Source organism: Affinundibacterium baiyunense (genome assembly GCF_018139645.1).
GTDB lineage: Bacteria > Pseudomonadota > Gammaproteobacteria > Burkholderiales > Burkholderiaceae_D > Undibacterium > Undibacterium baiyunense.
The window spans coordinates 13,277-34,246 of the sequence record NZ_JAGSPM010000016.1 but is presented as its reverse complement, the minus strand read 5'-3'; the positions used below and the strand labels follow the sequence as shown (position 1 = coordinate 34,246).

20 protein-coding genes are annotated in these 20,970 nt (G+C 43.2%); 5 read left to right on the top strand and 15 right to left on the bottom strand.

Annotated features, from left to right (window positions below; all coding sequences use genetic code 11):
- Window positions 1-2 precede the first annotated feature (2 nt).
- The 6 genes from asd to aroC form a co-directional block, all read right to left on the bottom strand.
- Window positions 3-1,130 (bottom strand): aspartate-semialdehyde dehydrogenase, encoded by a 1,128-nt coding sequence (gene asd, locus KDM92_RS17625; protein WP_212685686.1) that lies wholly within the window; start codon window positions 1,128-1,130, stop codon window positions 3-5.
- 44 nt (window positions 1,131-1,174) lie between these two features.
- Window positions 1,175-2,245, bottom strand: coding sequence for a 3-isopropylmalate dehydrogenase (gene leuB, locus KDM92_RS17620; protein WP_212685685.1), 1,071 nt, complete (start codon window positions 2,243-2,245; stop codon window positions 1,175-1,177).
- Window positions 2,246-2,281: 36 nt separating this feature from the next.
- The gene (gene leuD / locus KDM92_RS17615) at window positions 2,282-2,929 is read right to left on the bottom strand and encodes a 3-isopropylmalate dehydratase small subunit (protein WP_212685684.1); all 648 of its coding nucleotides are present in this window, start codon (window positions 2,927-2,929) and stop codon (window positions 2,282-2,284) included.
- A 2-nt stretch (window positions 2,930-2,931) separates the two neighbouring features.
- Entirely contained in the window at window positions 2,932-3,063 is a 132-nt protein-coding gene (locus tag KDM92_RS17610; protein WP_212685683.1) for an entericidin A/B family lipoprotein, read from the bottom strand.
- Window positions 3,064-3,087: 24 nt separating this feature from the next.
- A complete protein-coding gene (gene leuC, locus KDM92_RS17605; RefSeq protein WP_212685682.1) occupies window positions 3,088-4,491 on the bottom strand; it encodes a 3-isopropylmalate dehydratase large subunit in 1,404 nt (467 codons plus the stop codon).
- Between the two features lie 256 nt (window positions 4,492-4,747).
- Window positions 4,748-5,827: a chorismate synthase gene (aroC, locus tag KDM92_RS17600; protein ID WP_212685681.1), complete on the bottom strand. Its 1,080-nt coding sequence runs from the start codon at window positions 5,825-5,827 to the stop codon at window positions 4,748-4,750.
- 248 nt (window positions 5,828-6,075) lie between these two features.
- Between aroC and KDM92_RS17595 the strand changes: the two genes are divergently transcribed.
- The 3 genes from KDM92_RS17595 (at window position 6,076) to KDM92_RS17585 (ending at window position 10,704) form a co-directional block, all read left to right on the top strand.
- Window positions 6,076-8,304: a bifunctional diguanylate cyclase/phosphodiesterase gene (locus KDM92_RS17595; protein ID WP_230408415.1), complete on the top strand. Its 2,229-nt coding sequence runs from the start codon at window positions 6,076-6,078 to the stop codon at window positions 8,302-8,304.
- 285 nt (window positions 8,305-8,589) lie between these two features.
- Window positions 8,590-9,912, top strand: a complete 1,323-nt coding sequence (locus tag KDM92_RS17590; protein WP_212685680.1) for a sensor histidine kinase — start codon at window positions 8,590-8,592, stop codon at window positions 9,910-9,912.
- A gap of 33 nt (window positions 9,913-9,945) precedes the next feature.
- Window positions 9,946-10,704, top strand: coding sequence for a LytR/AlgR family response regulator transcription factor (locus KDM92_RS17585; RefSeq protein ID WP_212685679.1), 759 nt, complete (start codon window positions 9,946-9,948; stop codon window positions 10,702-10,704).
- Between the two features lie 85 nt (window positions 10,705-10,789).
- On the opposite strand, the gene KDM92_RS17580 is transcribed toward KDM92_RS17585, so the two are convergent.
- The 7 genes from KDM92_RS17580 to rpsF all read right to left on the bottom strand — a co-directional run bounded on the left by KDM92_RS17580 (window position 10,790) and on the right by rpsF (window position 15,694).
- On the bottom strand, window positions 10,790-11,800 hold the full coding sequence (locus KDM92_RS17580; protein WP_189346726.1) for an inorganic phosphate transporter: 1,011 nt from the start codon (window positions 11,798-11,800) through the stop codon (window positions 10,790-10,792).
- A gap of 71 nt (window positions 11,801-11,871) precedes the next feature.
- Window positions 11,872-12,498 carry a DUF47 domain-containing protein gene (locus tag KDM92_RS17575; protein ID WP_189346725.1) on the bottom strand — a complete coding sequence of 209 codons (627 nt, stop codon included), beginning with the start codon at window positions 12,496-12,498 and terminating at the stop codon, window positions 11,872-11,874.
- A gap of 118 nt (window positions 12,499-12,616) precedes the next feature.
- Window positions 12,617-14,005, bottom strand: a complete 1,389-nt coding sequence (locus KDM92_RS17570; protein WP_373295247.1) for a replicative DNA helicase — start codon at window positions 14,003-14,005, stop codon at window positions 12,617-12,619.
- A 179-nt stretch (window positions 14,006-14,184) separates the two neighbouring features.
- Window positions 14,185-14,637 carry a 50S ribosomal protein L9 gene (gene rplI / locus KDM92_RS17565; RefSeq protein WP_189346723.1) on the bottom strand — a complete coding sequence of 151 codons (453 nt, stop codon included), beginning with the start codon at window positions 14,635-14,637 and terminating at the stop codon, window positions 14,185-14,187.
- Between the two features lie 37 nt (window positions 14,638-14,674).
- Complete coding sequence (rpsR, locus tag KDM92_RS17560) at window positions 14,675-14,959, bottom strand: 30S ribosomal protein S18 (RefSeq protein WP_186889822.1); 285 nt, start codon at window positions 14,957-14,959, stop codon at window positions 14,675-14,677.
- 9 nt (window positions 14,960-14,968) lie between these two features.
- A complete protein-coding gene (gene priB, locus KDM92_RS17555) occupies window positions 14,969-15,283 on the bottom strand; it encodes a primosomal replication protein N (RefSeq protein ID WP_212685677.1) in 315 nt (104 codons plus the stop codon).
- Between the two features lie 42 nt (window positions 15,284-15,325).
- Window positions 15,326-15,694 carry a 30S ribosomal protein S6 gene (gene rpsF, locus KDM92_RS17550; RefSeq protein WP_186917837.1) on the bottom strand — a complete coding sequence of 123 codons (369 nt, stop codon included), beginning with the start codon at window positions 15,692-15,694 and terminating at the stop codon, window positions 15,326-15,328.
- 300 nt (window positions 15,695-15,994) lie between these two features.
- Here rpsF and lexA point away from each other — a divergent pair, with 300 nt between their 5' ends.
- Both lexA and KDM92_RS17540 read left to right on the top strand, forming a co-directional pair.
- The gene (gene lexA / locus KDM92_RS17545; protein ID WP_212685676.1) at window positions 15,995-16,648 is read left to right on the top strand and encodes a transcriptional repressor LexA; all 654 of its coding nucleotides are present in this window, start codon (window positions 15,995-15,997) and stop codon (window positions 16,646-16,648) included.
- A 386-nt stretch (window positions 16,649-17,034) separates the two neighbouring features.
- Window positions 17,035-17,499: an Mpo1 family 2-hydroxy fatty acid dioxygenase gene (locus KDM92_RS17540; RefSeq protein WP_212685675.1), complete on the top strand. Its 465-nt coding sequence runs from the start codon at window positions 17,035-17,037 to the stop codon at window positions 17,497-17,499.
- Between the two features lie 115 nt (window positions 17,500-17,614).
- Here KDM92_RS17540 and KDM92_RS17535 read toward each other — a convergent pair whose 3' ends face one another.
- Both KDM92_RS17535 and KDM92_RS17530 read right to left on the bottom strand, forming a co-directional pair.
- Window positions 17,615-17,947 carry an energy transducer TonB gene (locus KDM92_RS17535; protein WP_212685674.1) on the bottom strand — a complete coding sequence of 111 codons (333 nt, stop codon included), beginning with the start codon at window positions 17,945-17,947 and terminating at the stop codon, window positions 17,615-17,617.
- 274 nt (window positions 17,948-18,221) lie between these two features.
- On the bottom strand, window positions 18,222-20,492 hold the full coding sequence (locus KDM92_RS17530; RefSeq protein WP_212685673.1) for a M9 family metallopeptidase: 2,271 nt from the start codon (window positions 20,490-20,492) through the stop codon (window positions 18,222-18,224).
- Window positions 20,493-20,970: the final 478 nt, after the last annotated feature.

Below are 20,970 nucleotides of genomic sequence, written 5' to 3'. Positions count from 1 at the left end.
CTTTATTTTTCGATCAAAATTCGAAGCATACGACGTAATGGCTCAGCCGCCCCCCAAAGCAATTGATCACCGACAGTGAAAGCGGACAAATAATCGCCGCCCATTTGCATTTTACGCAAACGACCTACAGGAATTGTCAAACCACCCGTGACTGCCGCTGGCGTTAAGTCACGCATCGAATCTTCACGCGTATTCGGTACGACCTTAGCCCAAGGATTGTTTTGCGCGAGCATATCGGTAATTTCGTCTAACGGCACGTCTTTGGTTAATTTGATTGTCAATGCTTGAGAATGACAGCGCATTGCACCGATGCGAACACATAAACCGTCTACTGGAATTGCTTTAGATCCAAATGCTTCACCCAGACCCAGAATTTTGTTTGTTTCAACGCCGGCTTTCCATTCCTCTTTAGAAACGCCGTTGTGCAAATCTTTATCGATCCAAGGGATTAAGTTGCCAGCCAAAGGAACGCCAAATTGCTTGGTCTCATCTGCACTAAAATTATGTTGCTTCGCCAAAACCTTGCGATCAATTTCTAAAATTGCTGCCGCTGGATCGTCAAGCAAAGCTTTCACTTCAGCATTGATAGAACCAAACTGAGTCAGCAATTCGCGCATGTGTTGCGCACCACCACCAGATGCCGCTTGGTAAGTCATCGAAGACATCCACTCAACTAAACCATGCTGGAACAAGCCACCCAAGCCCATCAGCATACAAGAAACTGTGCAATTACCACCGACATAGTTCTTCACACCACGGCTCATCGCATTCTTAATCACGTCTAAATTGACAGGATCTAACACGATAATGGCGTCATCTTCCATACGCAATGTCGATGCTGCATCGATCCAAAAACCACTCCAGCCAGCGCCACGTAACTTAGGAAAAATTTCAGAGGTGTAGTCACCACCTTGGCAGGTAATAATAATGTCGCACTTTTTGAGCGCTTCAATATCATTTGCGTCTTTCAATGTTTTTTCATTCTTTGCCATCGTTGGCGCTGCGCCACCGGTGTTAGAAGTTGAAAAAAACACTGGTTCTATATGAGCAAAATCGCCCTCTTCCTGCATACGCTGCATGAGTACGGAACCAACCATTCCACGCCAACCGACCAAACCAACTAGTTTCATCATCTTTCCCTAAAAATTACAGGTCTCCCTGTTTCACATAAAAATCAACCTAAAGCATTCACAACCGCATCGCCCATTTCCGAGGTACCAACTTTACTACATCCATCTTCAAAGATATCGGCCGTACGCAAGCCTTGTGTCAATACTTTTTTCACCGCTGCTTCGATACGATCAGCTTGCTCTGCCTTACCCAAAGAATAGCGCAACATCATTGCGGCTGATAAAATTGTTGCCAACGGATTCGCGATACCTTTGCCAGCAATATCGGGCGCGGAACCATGCGACGGTTCGTACAAACCTTTATTGTTTGCATCAAGCGATGCCGAAGGTAACATGCCAATTGAACCAGTCAACATCGCGGCAGCATCTGACAAAATATCGCCAAACATATTACCAGTAACCATGACATCAAATTTCTTAGGCGCACGCACCAATTGCATCGCCGCGTTATCAACATACATGTGATCCAATGCCACATCAGGATACTCTTTATGCACATCAATCATGATGTCTTTCCAGAACTGGAAAGTTTCCAACACATTTGCTTTATCAACGCTAGTGAGTCGCTTATTACGCTTACGCGCTGCTTGAAACGCGACATGTGCAATGCGTCGAATTTCACCTTCTGCATAACGCATCGTATCAAAGCCTTCTCGCTGACCTTTAAATGGGCCATCTGGACATTCACGAACACCGCGCGGTTGTCCAAAATAAATATCGCCTGTCAGCTCACGAATAATCAAAATATCCAAACCAGAAACCACTTCAGGCTTCAAGGTCGAAGCGCCTGCTAATTCGGGATACAAAATCGCTGGACGTAAATTCGCAAATAAATTCAAATTTTTACGCAAGCCTAAAATCGCCTGCTCCGGACGTAACGGCCGATCTAAAGTATCGTACTTCCAATCACCGACTGCACCAAACAAAACTGCATCAGCTTCTTTTGCCAATTTCAAAGTCGATTCTGGCAAGGGATGACCCGCTGCCTCGTAACCAGCACCACCAACCGGAGCGAATTCCATCTCAAAGGGCTCGCCCAAGGCTTTTAAAACTTTTACGGCCTGATCGACGATTTCAGGACCAATGCCGTCACCCGGTAAAATTGCAATTTTCATGCTTGTCTTTAACAAAAAATATTTTGATCAATAAAACTAAATGGTATTTGCAAGCCAGGGTTGCTCTGACATCCTTCGCTTTTCAAAAGCACGAATTTTGTCGGCATGCACCAAGGTTAGACCAATGTCATCCAAACCATTTAATAGGCAATACTTTCGAAAAGCGTCAACCTCAAACTCAAAGGCTTCCCCTGTAGCGCGGACAATCACCTGCTGTCTTTCCAAATCAACAGTTAACTCAAATCCTTCTTGCACACTAAGCTGATTAAACAAACGATCAATCACAGCCTCGTTTAGCACGATAGGAAGCAAACCATTTTTAAAGCAATTATTAAAAAAGATGTCAGCAAAACTCGGCGCAATAATCACGCGAAAACCATACTGCTCCAGCGCCCAAGGTGCGTGCTCACGCGAAGACCCGCAGCCAAAATTTTGGCGAGTCAAGAGAATAGAAGCACCACGATAACGCTCTTGATTCAGCACAAACTCGGGATTCAAGGGCCGTTTGCTGTTATCAACACCAGGTTCACCTCGATCCAAATAGCGCCACTCGTCGAACAAATTAGGACCAAATCCTGTTCGTTGAATCGACTTCAGAAACTGTTTAGGAATGATCGCATCTGTATCGACATTCGCACGATCCAAAGGAGCGACTAGGCCATGCAGCAAAGTAAATTTATTCATGACTATTTTTTTCCAGCGCTCTCAACCACTTCGCCTGCTTTCTTGACATCTTTACCGATACCTTGAATCGTATTGCAACCGGCTAAGCCCATCAAGATTAACGAGATAGTGATGAATGTAGTGATTTTTTTCATTTTCAATTTCCGTTCATGAATAAATTACGCGAAATTGCGTACATCGACAAAATGGCCTGCAATACCTGCGGCAGCAGCCATCTCTGGCGATACTAAATGGGTACGTCCACCCTGTCCTTGGCGACCTTCAAAATTCCGATTCGATGTCGAAGCACATCGCTCGCCAGGCTCCAAGCGATCAGCATTCATTGCCAAACACATAGAGCAACCAGGCTCGCGCCATTCGAATCCTGCCGCAGTAAAGATTTTATCCAACCCCTCTTGCTCGGCTTGCTGCTTAACCAACCCAGAACCCGGCACCACCATCGCCAACTTCACATTGGAAGCACGTGTTTTACCCGCAACCACCTGTGCCGCAGCACGTAAATCCTCGATACGAGAGTTAGTACAAGAACCAATAAATACTTTATCAATCTGAATCGCACTCATTGGCATATTCGGCTGCAAATCCATGTAAGCGAGCGCCTTTTCAATTGCATCCCGCTTAACCGGATCTAATTCATTTTGTGGATCTGGAGTTTGACCATCAATCGCAACCACCATCTCCGGTGAGGTACCCCAAGTTACTTGTGGCTGAATATCTTGCGCATTCAAGGTAACTACTGCATCAAACTGGGCACCGTCATCGCTGTGCAATGTGTTCCAGTACGCTACCGCCTTTTCCCAATCGTGGTTTTTGGGGCTAAAAGGTCGTCCTTTTACATAATCGATGGTCGTTTGATCAACCGCAATCATGCCAGCGCGTGCGCCAGCCTCAATCGCCATATTGCAGACCGTCATGCGCCCTTCCATAGAAAGTCGCGCGATCGCATCGCCAGCAAATTCGATTGCATATCCGGTGCCGCCAGCGGTGCCAATTTTTCCGATGATCGCCAATACGATATCTTTTGCCGTTACACCTGCTGGTGTATCGCCATCGACTCGAATCAACATCGACTTTGATTTCTTTGCGAGTAAAGTTTGCGTTGCCAGCACATGCTCAACTTCAGAAGTGCCAATCCCATGTGCCAAACAAGCAAATGCACCATGGGTTGAAGTATGTGAATCGCCACAAACCACTGTCATACCAGGCAAAGTTGCCCCCTGCTCTGGGCCAATGACATGAACGATGCCTTGACGCAAATCATTCATTGCAAAGTAGGTTAATCCGTATTGTTTAGCGTTCGTATCAAGCGTCTCGACCTGCAATCGTGAAGTAGGATCAACGATTCCACCTTGCCGATTGGTGGTTGGAACATTGTGATCAGCCACGACCAGATTTGCGGAGGTTCGCCAAGGTTGACGACCTGCTAGTTTAAGACCTTCAAAGGCCTGAGGACTGGTGACTTCGTGTAAAAGATGACGATCAATATAAAGAATTGCAGTTCCATCATCTTCGGTATGCACTACATGCGATTCCCAAAGTTTATCGTAAAGCGTTTTGGCCATAATCGGTGCCTGAAATTAAAGAATTCATAAAGCTAAAAACAGCTTTTGATTATGCCACAATTGTGCAACGCAAAACCGCTTATACGATCATTTTAAAAGCATTTTTCTCAAAATAAAATTTGCTAAAAATCACAAATGCAGAATATAAACACAAAAATTTGCGCGATTCAGACAAATCACCATCGTTTATTTTGAAACATTTTTCTCAAAATGGGACGAAATATGTAAATCATACTTCGCTCCGACCATACCATTCTTACGCAACACTGACATCACCACACTGCGCTCTATGGCGCAAAACATGGTCCATCAATACCAGTGCCAACATAGCTTCTGCGATCGGAGTAGCACGAATACCAACACAAGGATCGTGACGCCCAAAAGTTTCAACCATCACTGAATTTCCTTGCTTATCAATCGACTGTTTAGGAACGCGAATTGAAGAAGTTGGCTTGATCGCCATAGAAACACGGATTTCCTGACCAGTAGAAATCCCACCCAAAATTCCACCCGAATTATTGGTAAGGAATCCAGTTGATGTAATTTCATCACCGTGTTCGGAACCGCGCTGCGATATAGAAGCAAAGCCAGCACCGATTTCTACGCCTTTGACTGCATTAATGCCCATCATCGCATAGGCGATTTCTGCATCGAGCTTATCGTAAATCGGTTCACCCAAGCCAACTGGCACATTATTCGCAACAACGTCGATGCGCGCGCCAATAGAATCACCAACTCTACGTAGTTGATCCATAAAATCTTCAAGACGTGCGATCAAGGCTGCATCTGACGTCGCAGCAAAGAAAGGATTCTCAGAAGTGTGAGCCCAAGATTCGAATGGAATAGCAATCTCACCCAGCTGAGTCATAGCACCATTGAATGTTGTACCAAATTTTTGAAATAGCCACTTCTTTGCGATTGCTGCTGCCGCAACAACAGGCGCGGTTAACCTTGCAGAAGATCGTCCACCACCGCGAGGATCGCGGATGCCATATTTATGCCAGTAGGCAAAATCAGCATGTCCTGGCCTAAAGGTCTCCACAATATTGCCATAATCTTTACTACGTTGATCTTGATTTCGAATCATCAAGGCGATCGGAGTGCCTGTGGTTTTACCTTCATACACACCAGATAATATTTCGACCGTATCAGGCTCCTGCCTCTGCGTAACGTGGCGTGAAGTCCCTGGCCGCCTTCTATCCAAATCTGGTTGAATATCTTCGATAGACAACTCCAATCCCGGAGGACAACCGTCAACAATACAACCAATCGCCGGACCATGAGATTCTCCGAAAGTGGTCACCGTAAATAAGCTACCAAAGGTATTTCCAGACATATTTTTTCGCTATAGAGGTGTAAAAATTAAACACATTTTATCAGCCTTAACCCAATTCTTCAGAGATAAGACTAGGTGCGTATGATCGTTTAATAGAAAAATCAAATTTAAACAGTACATTTGCACCAAACCAACACTTTATTTTGCACTAGTTGTTTTATACTGGAGCAACACTCATCATGACTAAATGATGCAGTTATAAAATAACTTAAAAGACGACATGTCACCGCTAGGGAGCATAAACAAAGATGAGCGAAATGCATGCGAATGACGATGCGCTAGTATTCATGGACGAGTTAAGTGCCGAGCACTTAAACGACACCAATACTCCTTTGCCAAGTTGGCGTGTCATGATTATCGACGATGATCCGGATGTGCACTCTGCCACGATGTTCGCGCTGGGCAATCTTGAAATCCAAAACCGCTCTCTTAGTTTTTTACACGCCTACTCCGCATCAGAAGCAAGACAGATTTTGGCGCAAGAATCAAACATCGCCGTCATTTTGCTTGATGTCGTGATGGAGAAAGAAGATGCAGGCCTGAATTTAGTCAATTATGTTCGAAAAACTTTAGGCATGCACGATGTCCGCATTATCTTACGCACAGGTCAACCTGGCTATGCTCCTGAAATTGATGCCATTCGCGACTACGACATCAATGACTACAAAACCAAATCCGAACTTACTAGAACAAAACTCTACACCACGGTCACTTCAGCAATTCGTTCTTATGAACAAATTTGTGCTATCACCGCAAATCAGCGCGGATTAGAGCTCATCGTTAACGCCAGTACTGAGCTGATGTCGCAAAAAGGTTTGCAAAATTTTGCTTCCAGCGTATTGCAACAACTGAATATCTTGTTTGGTAGAAAAGTTGAAGGCTTAATTTGCAGTTCAGATGATAGCGATGCAGAAACAGGTGCGCTTGACTTCACAATCATCGCTGGCAGCCACAGTTTTGCTAATGGTATTGAGCAAAAAATCGGGCGAATTCAGCAGCCAGAATTGCACCAAACACTTCAAGAAAGCATCACCAACAAAAAGAATATTTTTGGTGCAGATGCAACCGTATTGTTTTTTGAAAACGTGGGGCAAAGAAATATTGCGGTTTATTTACAAACACCGATTAACGATTTAGAAAAGCGCCTACTTGACGTTTTTTGTAGCAACGTGACGGTCGGACTCAACAATGTAATGCTCACATCTCGGCTGCATAAATACGCTTATTTTGATCCGCTGACTGGCTTAGCCAACCGCCTCAAATTACTGCAAACATTAACCGATACATTGACTGCATCAAATCGAGACAAGAGTGTCTTGTGTTTAATCGACATCGACCATTTCGCAGAAACCAACGATGCTTTAGGTCATCAATTTGGTGATATGTTGCTGTGCGCGGTTGCGAAACGTTTATTAGATCATTTTGGCGCAGCCTGCCATTTAGCCAGAGTCGGCGGTGATACCTTTGCCCTGCTGGGTCACGAAAACCTCGTTTATCCAGAAAATATTTCAAACGTCTTTCAGTTGCCATTCAACGTTGATCAACAAGAAGTTCAACTCTCGTCAACAATCGGCTTGGTACGTCTTGGCAATTACGATGGTGGTAGCTCAGATGCGTTAAAGGATACGAATATTGCACTGAAACGCGCGAAATCGCATCAACGATCATCGTTCAGCTATTTCACTGTCGATATGGGTGTTGAGATTCGAGAACGCGTACGCATGATGCATGCGCTTCGTGCTGCATTTGAAAATGAACGTCTGTTCGTCGTGTACCAACCACAAATTGATATGCGCACAGAGCGCGCAGTTGGTGCTGAAGCTCTATTGCGCTGGAAAACCGAAGATGGTCAATTTGTACCACCGGATCAATTTATTCCAATTGCAGAATATTCTGGATTAATTGTCGATATCGGTGAGTGGGTCTTGCGTAGCGCATGTTTCGAGTTAATGGAATTACACAAGCTCGGTTTCACCGAATTCAAAATGGCGGTGAATGTATCTCAAGCGCAATTCTCTCATCCACTTTTCCTCGATAGTTTAAAGCGCGCGCTGGCCGACACCAAAGCACCGGCACATTGCGTTGAATTGGAAATCACCGAGTCAATGGCAATGACCGATCCCGCCTTGCTAATTCAAACACTACATCAAATTAAACAACTCGGCGCACAAGTATCGATTGATGACTTTGGCACTGGCTTCTCTTCGCTCAGTCACTTACAGAAACTGAATGTCGACAAACTCAAAATTGATCGTGCGTTTGTGAATGAGATCGGCAGTAAATCTGGCGAAGGCAATATTGCTAAGATGATCGTACAACTTAGTCAAAGTTTAAACATTAAAGTCATTGCCGAGGGTGTAGAAACTGAACATCAGGCTGATACCCTAATGTCTTTTGGCTGCCATTTAGCGCAAGGTTATTTGTATGCGAGACCACTGACTAAAGAAGATTTACGCAATTGGCTTGCCAGTAAATAATGCTTAAATTAGACCAGTCGATTCACATTACAGATACATGAGAATGTGACTGTTACTAAAACGCATTTATCAATTCATAGCACATAGATCAATCCAAGAAAATCGATCTAATGCCCCGACAAATAATGTAGATCGATATTTTCATTCTATACCCGTGATTTGTCAGATCATCGCATTTTGCGCACCTTCGCTTAAGCATTCCGATAAAGTACAAATATAAATACCGCCACATCGGTTCTAGTGAATGCGTATAGCGCCCATTTCAATCAATCACCGTTAGCCAAAATGGATCCCAAAACAATAGAAACCATCAAACTAGTCACACGTAATACCTTGACTTGGCTAAATTTTGCCTTCGACAAAACAGCGACCTGGGTAAGCAAACTCTCTTGGTGGAAGTTTTTTCTCTTCGCAGTGTTATTGCTTGCTTCCGCAGATATTATTCAAAATACTTTTTTCTCCCCCGACGAACCTAAACAAGTTAAAAAAGTACAAAAGAAAACAGCTTCAAAGAATGCCGCATCAAGCAATAGCGTCACCATAGATGACAAAAAAATTGAGATTGACAACACGGGTATTCGAATCAAAGCACCAGAGAAGATTGGTAGCGACAAACGTGTGGAAATTGATGGCTCTGGTTGGCAAATCATTGATGAAAACCAAGAAAAAGTAGCGTCTAAAATTGAATCAGCGGTTAGTGATTTACCGGAGGCCAAGCAAAACTCAGAATTACCTGGAATTACGTTTGGCAAAGATGATGTCCACATCAAGTTACCGAAAGAATTAGCTAGAGAAATTCGCGCAGAAATGGAACGCGCGGCAGCAGATGCCGCTGCCGAAGCGACCGATGAAGAGAAAACAAAATCATCACGCTGGTTTCAAAATTTCGTGCTGCTACTTGTATTTGGCTTGTTCGGCATGAAGGCTTTACTAGGTGGCAAAGTCCGCGCAGAAGAAAAGGCCAAAGAAGCAAACGCTACCGCTGAACGTGAATCCCTGCTACGTCAAGTAAGTGAAGCGCAGATGCAAATGATGCAAGCACAAGTTGAGCCGCATTTCTTATTTAACACGCTCGCTTCCGTCGAGTTCTTAATTGAAACCGATCCGCCACGTGCCGCAAAAATGCAACGTAGCTTGATCGCGTATTTAAGAGCCGTATTGCCACAAATGCGCGAAAACGCGGCAAAAACAAATCTAGGTCGCGAAGCCGACATGGTCAAATCCTACTTAGAATTACTAAAAATGCGCATGGAAGAGCGCCTGAATATCGACTTCATCATGCCTGAAGAATTGAGAAAAGCGAGTTTCCCACCAATGATGTTGCAGTCCCTCGTCGAGAACGCTATCAAGCATGGTTTAGAAGTCAAAGCTGAAGGCGGTACTCTGCAATTCCGCGCAGAATTAATTCAAGATAAATTGCGCGTTAGCGTGACCGATGATGGTTTAGGTTTCGGCGCGGTACCGAGTAACGGTACTGGCTTAGGCTTACAAAATATTCGCGAGCGACTTAAATTAATTTATAAAGATAAAGCACAAATGATTATTTCTCCTAACAAGCCTAATGGCGTCTGCGTTACCATAGAGCTTCCTTACGAAATTGCGAAATAACCATTGATAAGATAGACGAAGAAAGAGAAAAACATGCCTACTGCGATTATTGCTGATGATGAGAGATTGATGCGCGACCAATTGCGTCTGCGCTTGCAACAAGTATGGCCCGAACTAGAAATTCTAGATGAGGCAAAAAATGGCGAGGAAGCCATCCAGTTAGTCGAGGCCCACAAGCCCGATCTCGCTTTTTTAGATATTCGCATGCCTGCAAAAACAGGCCTGGAAGCAGCAAAAGAAATCGGCACAAAAGCACACATCGTTTTCATTACCGCTTATGATCAATATGCAGTTGAAGCGTTTGAACAAGGTGCGGTTGATTATGTCTTAAAGCCTGCAGATACCGATCGCTTGAGTAAAACAGTAGAACGCCTAAAAGTACGTTTAAATACAGCGGCAGAACCAAATGATATGAGCAATATGCTGGCGCAACTTGCGAAACAGCTAGGCATTGCACCCAAGCCGAATTATCTACAATGGATACAAGCCTCTATTGGCCAAGAATTACGACTGATTCCAGTTGAAGATATTCTATTTTTTCAATCAGACGAAAAATACACGCGCGTTCAAACCGCAACTTATGAGGCCTTAATCCGCAAACCAGTGCGCGATTTAGCGGAAGAACTTGATCCACATTTATTTTGGCAAATTCATCGGTCAACCTTAGTCAACTCAAAAGCGATTTCTGGTGTGGTTAGAGATATGCGTGGCAGACACTTAGTACAAATAAAAGGGTTGACAGAAAAACTCGAAGTGAGTCGTAGTTTCGTCCATTTGTTTAAACAAATGTAGTCAGTCTCAAAATCAAAGATATTAACGTCAATTCAAAGACAAAAAAAATCCCAGACATGTCTGGGATTTTTTTCAAGCGGACAGATTACAAAATTTTTGTACCCACCCACCAGGCAATCGCTGCCACAAAAGCAGAAGCTGGAATAGTCAAAATCCAAGCCCAAACAATGTTACCCGCAACACCCCATCGAACTGCGGACATTTTTTGCGCCGAACCAACCCCAACAATCGCGCCAGTAATGGTGTGCGTTGTCGATACAGGGATACCAAAAATCGTTGCAAAAATTAAGGTTGCTGCACCACCAGTTTCTGCACAAAAACCACCAACTGGCTTTAACTTGGTAATTTTCTGCCCCATCGTTTTGACGATACGCCAACCACCAAACAAAGTGCCGAAACCAATCGCTGCATAGCAGGAGTAAACAACCCATGCCGGAGGCGCTGCATCAGACGCATTAGAATAACCTGTCGCAATTAACAGCATCCAAATAATCGCCATAGTCTTCTGCGCATCATTACCACCATGACCAAGGCTAAATACGGAAGCAGAAACCAATTGCAATCGACGGAACCACTTATCAACCTTATTTGGCGTTGATTTCACAAAAAGCCACGATACAATGAGCATCATTAGTGATCCAAGTACAAATCCCAAAAGCGGTGACAATACGATGAATGAGATGATTTTGTACAAACCACTCGCGATCAAAGTGTCTGTACCACCTTTTGCGACCGCAGCACCAATCAAACCACCAATCAAAGCGTGGGAAGAAGAGGATGGAATACCAAAATACCAAGTGACAAGGTTCCAAAACAAAGCACCAATCAGAGCGCCAAAAATGACATAGTGATCAATCACCGATGGCTCGATTGTCCCCTTACCTATCGTTTTAGCGACGGATAAACTGAACACAAAAAAAGCTAACACGTTGAATAGCGCTGCCATTGCCACAGCTTGACCAGGTTTTAATACACCAGTAGACACGACGGTCGCAATCGCATTTGCGGCGTCGTGAAAACCATTCATAAAATCAAAAAGCAATGCGAGGATCACCAATATAATGATGACCGTCAAAGTCGGATTTAAAGTTTCCATAGATGTGAACTTTCTTTTTACGCATCATCGATTAGACAATGCAAAAGACAAACAGATTAAAGGGCAAGTATTTATGCGTTTTCAACAATAATGCCTTCAATGATGTTCGCCACATCTTCGCAACGATCCGTGACGGTTTCTAAAATCTCGTAGATCGCCTTCAGCTTAATCAAGTTACGTACATCTGGTTCATCACGGAACAACTTCGACATCGCAGCACGCATCACGTGATCTGCATCAGATTCCAAACGATCAATTTCTTCGCAAATTGTCAAAATTTGACGTGAGTTATCCATGTTATGCAATAGACCAACGGCATCTTTCACTTTTAGTGAACATGCCAAGCATAGCTCTGCTAAACGTTGTGCTTCTGGTGTAATTTCACGAATATCGTAAAGAGAAATTGTCTGCGCCGCATCTTCCAACAAATCCAAAATGTCATCCATCTTGGTGATCAATTTGTGAATATCATCGCGATCGATCGGCGTAATAAAGGTTTTGTGCAACAATTCAATTGCCGTGTAGGTAACGGTGTCAGCTTGCTTCTCAATACCTTCAATCGCATGTACACGAATTTCCAAATCGTCAAAATTGGTCATCAACGCGACCATCTCTTTCGAACCTTTCACACATAAATCTGCGTGTTGATTGAAGAGATCAAAAAATTTACCCTCTGTGGGCATTAATCGTCCGAACATGTTATTTCCCTGAAAATAGAAAATTTTTATATTAAGTCTCGATATACCGCTTTACCGATTACCGAGATCATCTGACTTAGTGGTTACTGCCAATTACTACATAAAAACTAAAAACAAATTACTCATTATCACCATAAATCGATAAGGAACCAATGTAATTATCGAACTTGGTATATTCCCCCAAGAAGCTTAAACGGACGCTGCCAATCGGGCCATTACGTTGCTTACCAATAATGATCTCAGCGGTGCCTTTATCTGGCGAATCGGGGTTATAAACCTGATCGCGATAAATAAACAAAATAACGTCAGCATCTTGCTCAATCGCACCTGATTCGCGCAAATCTGACATAACAGGACGCTTATTGGGGCGTTGTTCCAATGAGCGGTTTAGCTGCGACAAAGCAATGACTGGACAACCCAGTTCTTTCGCCAAACCTTTCATACTTCGAGAAATTTCTGAAATCTCGGTCGCACGATTCTCGCCACCTGAATTACCTGCCATCAACTGCAAGTAATCGATAATAATTAAACCTAACTTGCCACACTGGCGCGACAAACGACGCGAACGAGCGCGCAACTCAATTGAACTTAATGCTGGCGTCTCATCGATGTAAAACTGCGCTTCATTCATTTTTTGAATGGCATAAGTCAGACGTGGCCAGTCTTCATCAATTAATCGTCCGGTACGTAATCGATGCTGATCCAACTTACCAACCGAACCCAACATACGCATTGCTAACTGAGCGCCGCCCATCTCCATGGAAAACACGGCGACAGGCAAGCCACTATCAATCGCTACATTCTCACCAATATTGATCGAAAATGCAGTCTTACCCATCGATGGACGACCTGCAACAATAATTAAATCCCCTGGCTGCAAACCAGAAGTCATACGATCCAGATCGACAAATCCGGTCGGTACCCCCGTAATATCACTGGTGTGATCACGGTTATATAATTCATCAATACGTTCAACAACTTGCGTGAGCAAAGGTTGAATCGCTTGAAAGCCTTGAGCGCCACGCGCGCCCTCTTCAGCAATCGCAAAAATCTTCGCTTCCGCTTCATCCAGCATTTGCTTGACTTCTTTACCTTGCGGATTCAAAGCTTGTCCGGCAATTTCATCGGCGGCTGTAATCAACTTACGCAACACACCGCGATCTCGAACAATCTCGGCATAACGACGAATATTTGCCGCAGATGGCGTGTTTTGCGCTAAGGCATTCAGGTAAGTTAATCCGCCTGCATCATCAGCTTTTCCTGCTGCATTGAGAAAATCAAATACGGTAATAACGTCAGCTGGCCGCGAAGAGTTAATCAGTTTGACAATCGCTTGAAAAATTAAACGATGGTCGAATCGATAGAAATCCTCTTCACCGATAAAGTCCGCGATCCTATCCCAAGCGGCATTATCCAGCAGCAAGCCACCCAAGACAGATTGCTCTGCTTCGATGGAATGAGGTGGAACACGGAGTGAGTCTAGCTGAGGATCAGGTGCTTGTTTCATGGTGCGCATTATACCTTTTTATTCGAACGCAAAAATAGAAGAAGTGTGGCATTCATCGCATTCAAAATAGTGATTCTTTCGAACCGATACTAGATACACAAGCTCTTTTAATAAAGCCAATCTACCCATAAAAAAAGCCGGGAAAACCCGGCTTCTTTTTTGCTCTCAAAGAGAACGAATTACGCTTGCTCGCCCAAAACTGCAACGATTACGTCCACTACTACGTCTGTGTGCAATGCCACAGAAACAGAATGGTCGCCAGTTGCTTTCAAAGGACCAGTTGGCAAACGCACTTGCGCTTTTTCAACTGCGAAACCTTGTTTTGTCAACGCTTCAGCGATGTCGAAGTTTGTTACAGAACCGAACAAACGACCATCAACACCTGCTTTTTGAGAAATTTGAACTGTCAAACCGTTCAATTTCTCGCCTTGTGCTTGTGCTTCAGCCAACTTCGCAGCTGCTGCTTTTTCCAACTCAGCGCGTTTCGCTTCAAATTCAGCGATCGCTGCTGCAGTTGCACGACGAGCGATACGTTGTGGGATCAAGAAGTTACGAGCGTAACCATCTTTAACACGAACTACATCACCCAAGTTGCCGAGATTAACGACTTTATCCATCAAAATAACTTGCATTTTTTTCTCCTAATTTCTGTCTGCGTTATTCGATGAATTACGCTGTGTGCAAATCAGTGTATGGCAACAACGCTAAATAGCGTGCGCGCTTCACTGCTGTGTCAACTTGACGTTGATACAAAGCTTTAGTACCAGTCAAACGTGCAGGCATAATTTTGCCGTTTTCTTGGATGAAATCTTTCAATGTATCGATGTCTTTGTAGTCAACAGCAGCTACATGACCTGCTGAGAAGCGGCAGAATTTTTTACGCTTGAACAAAGGATTTTGTTGCTGACGCTTTTGTTTCAATTTGCTTTTATCAAATTTTTTACCGAATGCCATTTTTGGCTCCTAATCTAGTAAATTTGTTTCGTTTTTTACGACTTCAAACTCAGTCACATGAAAAACGATACTTTTGCTGTTGCGGTTCTTACGCGCTAAAAATCCTGTAAATACCATTGCTGCACCTAACTGTATCTCCAAGAATCGTTTTGAAATTTCACCCGCTGCAATCGCTGGAATTTCAAACTCAACTTGGCGCTGGCCGCCTGCTTGTTCTTGCTTAGAGGCATGTACCAAAGTAGCTGTTGCAATAGGAATCCCAGCTGGGGTATAACGCAACATCGATTTCTCGACTACGGTGGCAACGACTTTCAGTTGATTCACAAGTTTATATCTACAGTCCTAACACGCTCTTAGTCAAAATTATTAAGCTGCTGGCGCTTCTACGCGTTGTGCCTTAGCAGAATCTTCTTTCTGCACAGACTTCATCATTGGAGAAGGAGCTGTTTCTGCTTTTTTCATTTTCACTGTCAAGTGACGCAAAACCGCATCATTAAATTTGAATGCTGTTTCCAATTCGAGCAAAGTTTCAGCGTCGCACTCAATGTTCATGCAAACATAGTGAGCTTTAGCCAATTTTTGAATCATGTAAGCCAATTGACGACGGCCCCAATCTTCAACACGGTGAACTTGGCCACCACGTGTTGTTACAGTAGCTTTGTAACGTTCGATCATCGCAGGCACTTGCTCGCTTTGATCGGGATGTACGATAAATACGATTTCATAATGACGCATAATTTCTCCTTGTGGACAAAAAATATAGCCTGCCTCGGCGTCAAGACGAGTGCAGGAAGAGGACAGCCCACGATGATAACGCACTTTTGCACCACAATCAAGTCCGGAGTATATTACTCCTCGCAACTCACATAAAAATCGTGGCTTTCGGCACGCATTTGTGTTGAAAATCACGAATTCTGCTGAGGTCTCACTCAACTAAGCGCCGCATATGCAGAAAAAATGCAAAATCACTTGCATTCAAAGTCGCACTGTATAAAAATACAGTCTGCTTATACATACAGCCTAATTGGAATTCATATGCTCAAGCTCACCGCTCGCCAAGAACAAATTCTTAATCTAATTAAAGATGCCATTCAAAATACAGGGTTTCCACCGACCCGTGCCGAAATTGCAAATGAATTAGGGTTTCGATCAACCAACGCTGCGGAAGAGCATCTACAAGCATTAGCCAGAAAAGGTGTGATTGAAATAGCTGCAGGCACATCACGCGGCATTCGTTTGCGAGACTCAGAACTAGCCGGAGCGATGCCCAATCAACAGTTAGCACTACCTCATCCTGCGCTGATGCAATTGAGCTTACCACTGGTCGGTAGAGTCGCCGCAGGATCTCCAATTTTAGCAACAGAACATGTGGAATCAACATATCAAGTAGATCCTTCTCTGTTCTCAGCAAAACCTGATTTCTTATTGCGTGTTCGTGGCTTATCAATGCGCGACATTGGCATCATGGATGGCGATTTACTCGCTGTAAAGAAAACCGACACCGCGCGCAATGGACAAATCGTCGTTGCACGCATTGGCGATGACGTTACGGTAAAACGCTATGTAAAGACGTCATCAGGTATCGAATTACATCCTGAAAACCCCGACTTCTCAACAATTTTTGTCAACGAAAATGAAGCAGATTTCGCACTTGAAGGTCTCGCGGTTGGTTTAATGCGTAGTTGGTAATAACTCCCCCAAAAAAAGCTGAGTGAGAGTAAGCAAATCTAGAGCACAGTGGCGATAAGGCACACCAGACAATCTCTGAAAGACTCAAACATAAATCGCTAAATAAAAATACCAAAAATGCGGCATACCAAATAGACTTGGTGTGTCGCATTTTCATTATTCACAATCGCAACGTTGAATGAATCTATTTGGTATACGCATACATAAATCGACAATCTTCAAGCAGATATCATGTTTTCTGCAATCAATAGACTTCAAGAAATAGACATAAAATCGATAAAAATTAGAGTGCACACTCTGTTGTTTTCCATAGAAACAAAGTGAATGAAATATCGCCGAGAACAAATTTGTTTTACCCTAAATGCATTTGTTCACGGAGAAAAAAAATGCAAACCATACAATCAACAGAAATCCCTCCCTCTGCTAGAAAAGTTGAGCTGCTGCTGAATCAATATGCAGAAAGTCATCGCAATCCAACCAATGAAGTTATTCACTTTATTTGTGTACCTGTGATCATGTGGACTGTGTTGGCTTTGGTCTGGAGCATACATCCAAGCATAGCACTAGCGGTAACGGCGGCGGCTTTGCTGTATTACCTAAGTCTGTCTGTCGGTTTTGCGGTAGGTATGAGTTTGATGGCTGCTGCGATGTTAGTGTTTCTGTGGTACCTACCACAGCAAATGATTTTACAAGTCGCGATTATCGCTTTTGTCATTGCGTGGATTTTTCAATTTATTGGTCACAAAATTGAAGGAAAAAAGCCGTCATTTCTTGAAGATGTACGCTTCCTCTTAATTGGTCCTTTATTTGTGATTAGTTTCTTATATCGACGCTGGAAACTTCCGTATTAGTTTTGTTTAAATTTATAGTGCTTCATGACACTTTCTAGAAGGTCGCGAAAGACGAAGAAGACGAAAAAAAACGCGTTTCATGAACGCGTTTTTTTCTAACTCAAACAGCAAAGAATTAAGACAAGCTCCAAACGTGCTCTAATTTTGCCCAAGCTTGCTGAGGTTTGCCATCCTTGATCGCAGGTTTAAATTTGCATGAAGCGTAAATTTTAACTGCAGCTTTATCAAGTGCTTTTGAACCGCTTGATTGATCAACTTTGGAATCAACCACGTTACCATCTGCACCAACTAGAACGGACAACATAACCGTACCAGTTTCTTCGTTCATCAAAGAAGACTTAGGATAAACAGCTTTTTCACAAGTCTGTTTTTCTACCATAGGAACTTCTGCAGCATTGACTGCCAATACGGAACTGAACAAAGCAACTGCCAATACGATTTTTTTCATAGTCGGATCACCGGAAAGAGATTGAGAGAAACCCATGAAGACTTGATCAAGAAATCAAACAATGATTGCCACATGGAAACAGACGACATTCTAAAGAAAGTTTTTCCATAGAGCAATAGCTTTGCACAAAATTTCATCAGATTTTATTGCCAACCGTAAATATATTCTCTTGTTTGATATCACATCGATCATAAAAAAACCGGACAAGCGATCAAACTCGTCCGGCAAAATCATCACGCACTAGGGAAGCGTAGCGATGAATAAATGCTGAAGCCTAGTCGTAACTGGCATTTATATTCACTCCAGTGAAAGCTTGCTTCGCCTTCAACACAATGTAATACCAAGTTCCTGAACTCGGGGTGGCAAAAAATACGCTCTCATTATTTCCCGCCTTCAATGACGCTGCATCATAGGAGCTGGTGCTTGGGTAAGCCGCTTTTTTTACATAGAGATCGACGTCTCCAGTCCCACCATTGGTAAATAATTTTAAGTTTTTTGCCCCAGCCGGCAACATGATGTAAACGTATGCTTGCGTACTTGATGACAAGTTCCGAATGGAACAATTTTTACCCAATTGAGAATTTGATGAACAGGCAGGTAAAGTAACGACTGGTGGCGTTGGCATCGGCGGTTCACCATTGACAGTAGCCGTTTGCACCCAAGATGCAAATTCTGCGTCATATCGAGTACCAATTGCGTTGATATGATTCTGGTATCCCGCATAATCGCCACTGCGTAATTTCGGTAGTATGGCATCGATATCACTGCGGTGCCTTTCATTCATAAAACGCACTGCCATATAACCCCAACGATACGCGCGCGTGACATAGTCAGACATTGAATAAGTATTTCCTAATATGGTGCTCAACTTGTAAGTTCCCGGTTTCGCCGCATCAATTGCTGCTTGGTAGTTATTTTTGTAGGAAAGATATTCTCCCAGTCCCTCTATCCACCACACAGTTGGTTTAGCAATACTTTCACCAAAATCGCCATATAAATTGAATCGCCCATCAAGATAGTGAACATACTCATGTTCAAGATTCCAAACGGTAAAAGTAGGACGCAACCATGAGGCCTCGTGCGCGATAAATCGGGCTTGATTATTGATATCTGCTGGATCACCTTCTAAATACATGCCACCATTGTCGGTTGCGATATCATAAATCGCACCCGCATACTTGTTATAGTTAGCGTAATCATCAAAGACAACTAGTTCCAGCGACTTATTGTTGTCATTCGCTACTGGCGTACGATTAGTCAACAACATATTGTGAAAATAATTTTCTTCAGCGGCTAAGATATTGCATGAGTCTTGTAGTTGTGCACTTGTCATATCCTGCGCACGAATCTTAATGGTTGGGCTACAGGTATAACTGGTTTTTAATACCGCATTCGCCAGCTGAGTCTTATAACCGCAAGTGCCATATTCAGCACAATTGGCGCTATCGTAATAATCAACTGCCACCGCCGCATTAAGCCACAAATCGCTATCAACGCCTGTCATACTAGACGTTGATAATTGATATTTGACCATGGGTTTAATGTTTGCTAACAGCGACGGATACTGCATAAAGCGAAATGCCTCATTCTCAGTATCTTTTAATTGGTAAGCTGCGGAAGAATTCAATAACGCGGATTTATTGTTGACCACAAAATTATTCAATGTGCTCGAATAGACAGGGTTTAACATCGCAGTGCCCACATCTGGACGTGAATGTGCGTAGAAAAACACAGTCAAGGCACCAGTCAAGGCACCTGCGGCAGAATCTTGCAATAAGGCACTCGCTGCATTCGGGCTTGACGCTGTATTAGTAAATCGTTCAATCACCGTCTTCATACTCGGCAAATAGAAAACTTCATCGTTCAAGTTAGTAATTAACTTCATTACTTCACCAGCAGTAGTCGAACCAGCAGTATTTGATTGATAGAGCGCGCTGCCATTAACCAGTTGCTGAATCGGCGTGCGCAAGTTAGTGACCACACTAGTTGCCGGCTTAGGGATAACGCTTCCACTTGCTAAGTAAAAACCTGCTCGCAAATAAAGTGCTAAATTCACCAAACGAATATTGCTTGCGTTATACGCACTCGCCTCTTGGCTAAAACGATTTACAATCGTGTTCAAATTCGAAGCGGAATAGACCGTTGCAGCTTGTGCCGGCGTTAACGAAAACAAGCCATAAGTACACTCATAATCTGGCAAGTTCACTAGATAGTCCGCCAAAGCTGCACCGCTGTAGCTTGCAAGCTTGTTCATATCTTTACAGTCCGGCGTGGCTACTGCCATGCTGGCACTATCTGCTTGTATCAGCGATCTACTCTGGCGGCTTGATTTGTTGAAAAGTTTTTGCTTGTCACTTTTACTAATAGGTAAATTGAACTTCGTTTGTTCAACACTAGGCGGCAACTCAGCGCGCTGCATTGGCCTTGGTGCTTGCTTTCTCTTTTGATGATCGTGCGCATGATCCTGTATCGCTGCTGAACTTAAACAACTACTACTCGCTGCAAGCAAACCAGCAGCGAGAATGGATACTCGTAAATATGACATCATTGACTCCTATATATTTTAGTTATGGGTGGTTTGACGTTTACACAAGCAACATCATCAAACCAAGCTTTTGACGTATGCGCTGCGCATGCACGCAATCATCCGTCTGTCTTTTTTTAGGATTCATGTGTCTAACATAAATCCCAAGTCTAATCACGCTGACTAACTCCCCTCCCGAAGAGATCAGTCAAAGATCCAAAGACAAAGCCATCTTATAAATATATTTAAAGAATATCAACGATATATTTTTATTTAAATTGCGAAATTATCTTGCCATTCACAAAAACAGAGAAAATATCTGCAGAACGGAATAAATCCAAATTTTAAGTAAATTTAAAACATACAAATATATTTAAATTTTGCATGGTGTGGTAAAAAAATGAATCTATTCCACACAGCAATTCTGATTAGCCTATTTACTGTTTAAAGTAACTTGAAATCACATCCTGGGCTAAGCCAGAATATATCAAGCTACGCA

Excerpts from the sequence above, each read along its gene's own strand:
- KDM92_RS17575 (WP_189346725.1), bottom strand. The coding sequence starts at position 12,498 with ATGTTCGGACGATTAATGCCCACAGAGGGTAAATTTTTTGATCTCTTC.
- rpsR (WP_186889822.1), bottom strand. The coding sequence starts at position 14,959 with ATGGCATTCGGTAAAAAATTTGATAAAAGCAAATTGAAACAAAAGCGT.
- rplI (WP_189346723.1), bottom strand. The coding sequence starts at position 14,637 with ATGCAAGTTATTTTGATGGATAAAGTCGTTAATCTCGGCAACTTGGGT.
- KDM92_RS17535 (WP_212685674.1), bottom strand. The coding sequence starts at position 17,947 with ATGAAAAAAATCGTATTGGCAGTTGCTTTGTTCAGTTCCGTATTGGCA.
- KDM92_RS17610 (WP_212685683.1), bottom strand. The coding sequence starts at position 3,063 with ATGAAAAAAATCACTACATTCATCACTATCTCGTTAATCTTGATGGGC.
- aroC (WP_212685681.1), bottom strand. The coding sequence starts at position 5,827 with ATGTCTGGAAATACCTTTGGTAGCTTATTTACGGTGACCACTTTCGGA.
- leuD (WP_212685684.1), bottom strand. The coding sequence starts at position 2,929 with ATGAATAAATTTACTTTGCTGCATGGCCTAGTCGCTCCTTTGGATCGT.
- KDM92_RS17590 (WP_212685680.1), top strand. The coding sequence starts at position 8,590 with ATGGATCCCAAAACAATAGAAACCATCAAACTAGTCACACGTAATACC.
- leuB (WP_212685685.1), bottom strand. The coding sequence starts at position 2,245 with ATGAAAATTGCAATTTTACCGGGTGACGGCATTGGTCCTGAAATCGTC.
- KDM92_RS17580 (WP_189346726.1), bottom strand. The coding sequence starts at position 11,800 with ATGGAAACTTTAAATCCGACTTTGACGGTCATCATTATATTGGTGATC.
- lexA (WP_212685676.1), top strand. The coding sequence starts at position 15,995 with ATGCTCAAGCTCACCGCTCGCCAAGAACAAATTCTTAATCTAATTAAA.
- KDM92_RS17595 (WP_230408415.1), top strand. The coding sequence starts at position 6,076 with ATGAGCGAAATGCATGCGAATGACGATGCGCTAGTATTCATGGACGAG.
- KDM92_RS17585 (WP_212685679.1), top strand. The coding sequence starts at position 9,946 with ATGCCTACTGCGATTATTGCTGATGATGAGAGATTGATGCGCGACCAA.
- KDM92_RS17570 (WP_373295247.1), bottom strand. The coding sequence starts at position 14,005 with ATGAAACAAGCACCTGATCCTCAGCTAGACTCACTCCGTGTTCCACCT.
- leuC (WP_212685682.1), bottom strand. The coding sequence starts at position 4,491 with ATGGCCAAAACGCTTTACGATAAACTTTGGGAATCGCATGTAGTGCAT.
- KDM92_RS17530 (WP_212685673.1), bottom strand. The coding sequence starts at position 20,492 with ATGTCATATTTACGAGTATCCATTCTCGCTGCTGGTTTGCTTGCAGCG.
- rpsF (WP_186917837.1), bottom strand. The coding sequence starts at position 15,694 with ATGCGTCATTATGAAATCGTATTTATCGTACATCCCGATCAAAGCGAG.
- KDM92_RS17540 (WP_212685675.1), top strand. The coding sequence starts at position 17,035 with ATGCAAACCATACAATCAACAGAAATCCCTCCCTCTGCTAGAAAAGTT.
- asd (WP_212685686.1), bottom strand. The coding sequence starts at position 1,130 with ATGAAACTAGTTGGTTTGGTCGGTTGGCGTGGAATGGTTGGTTCCGTA.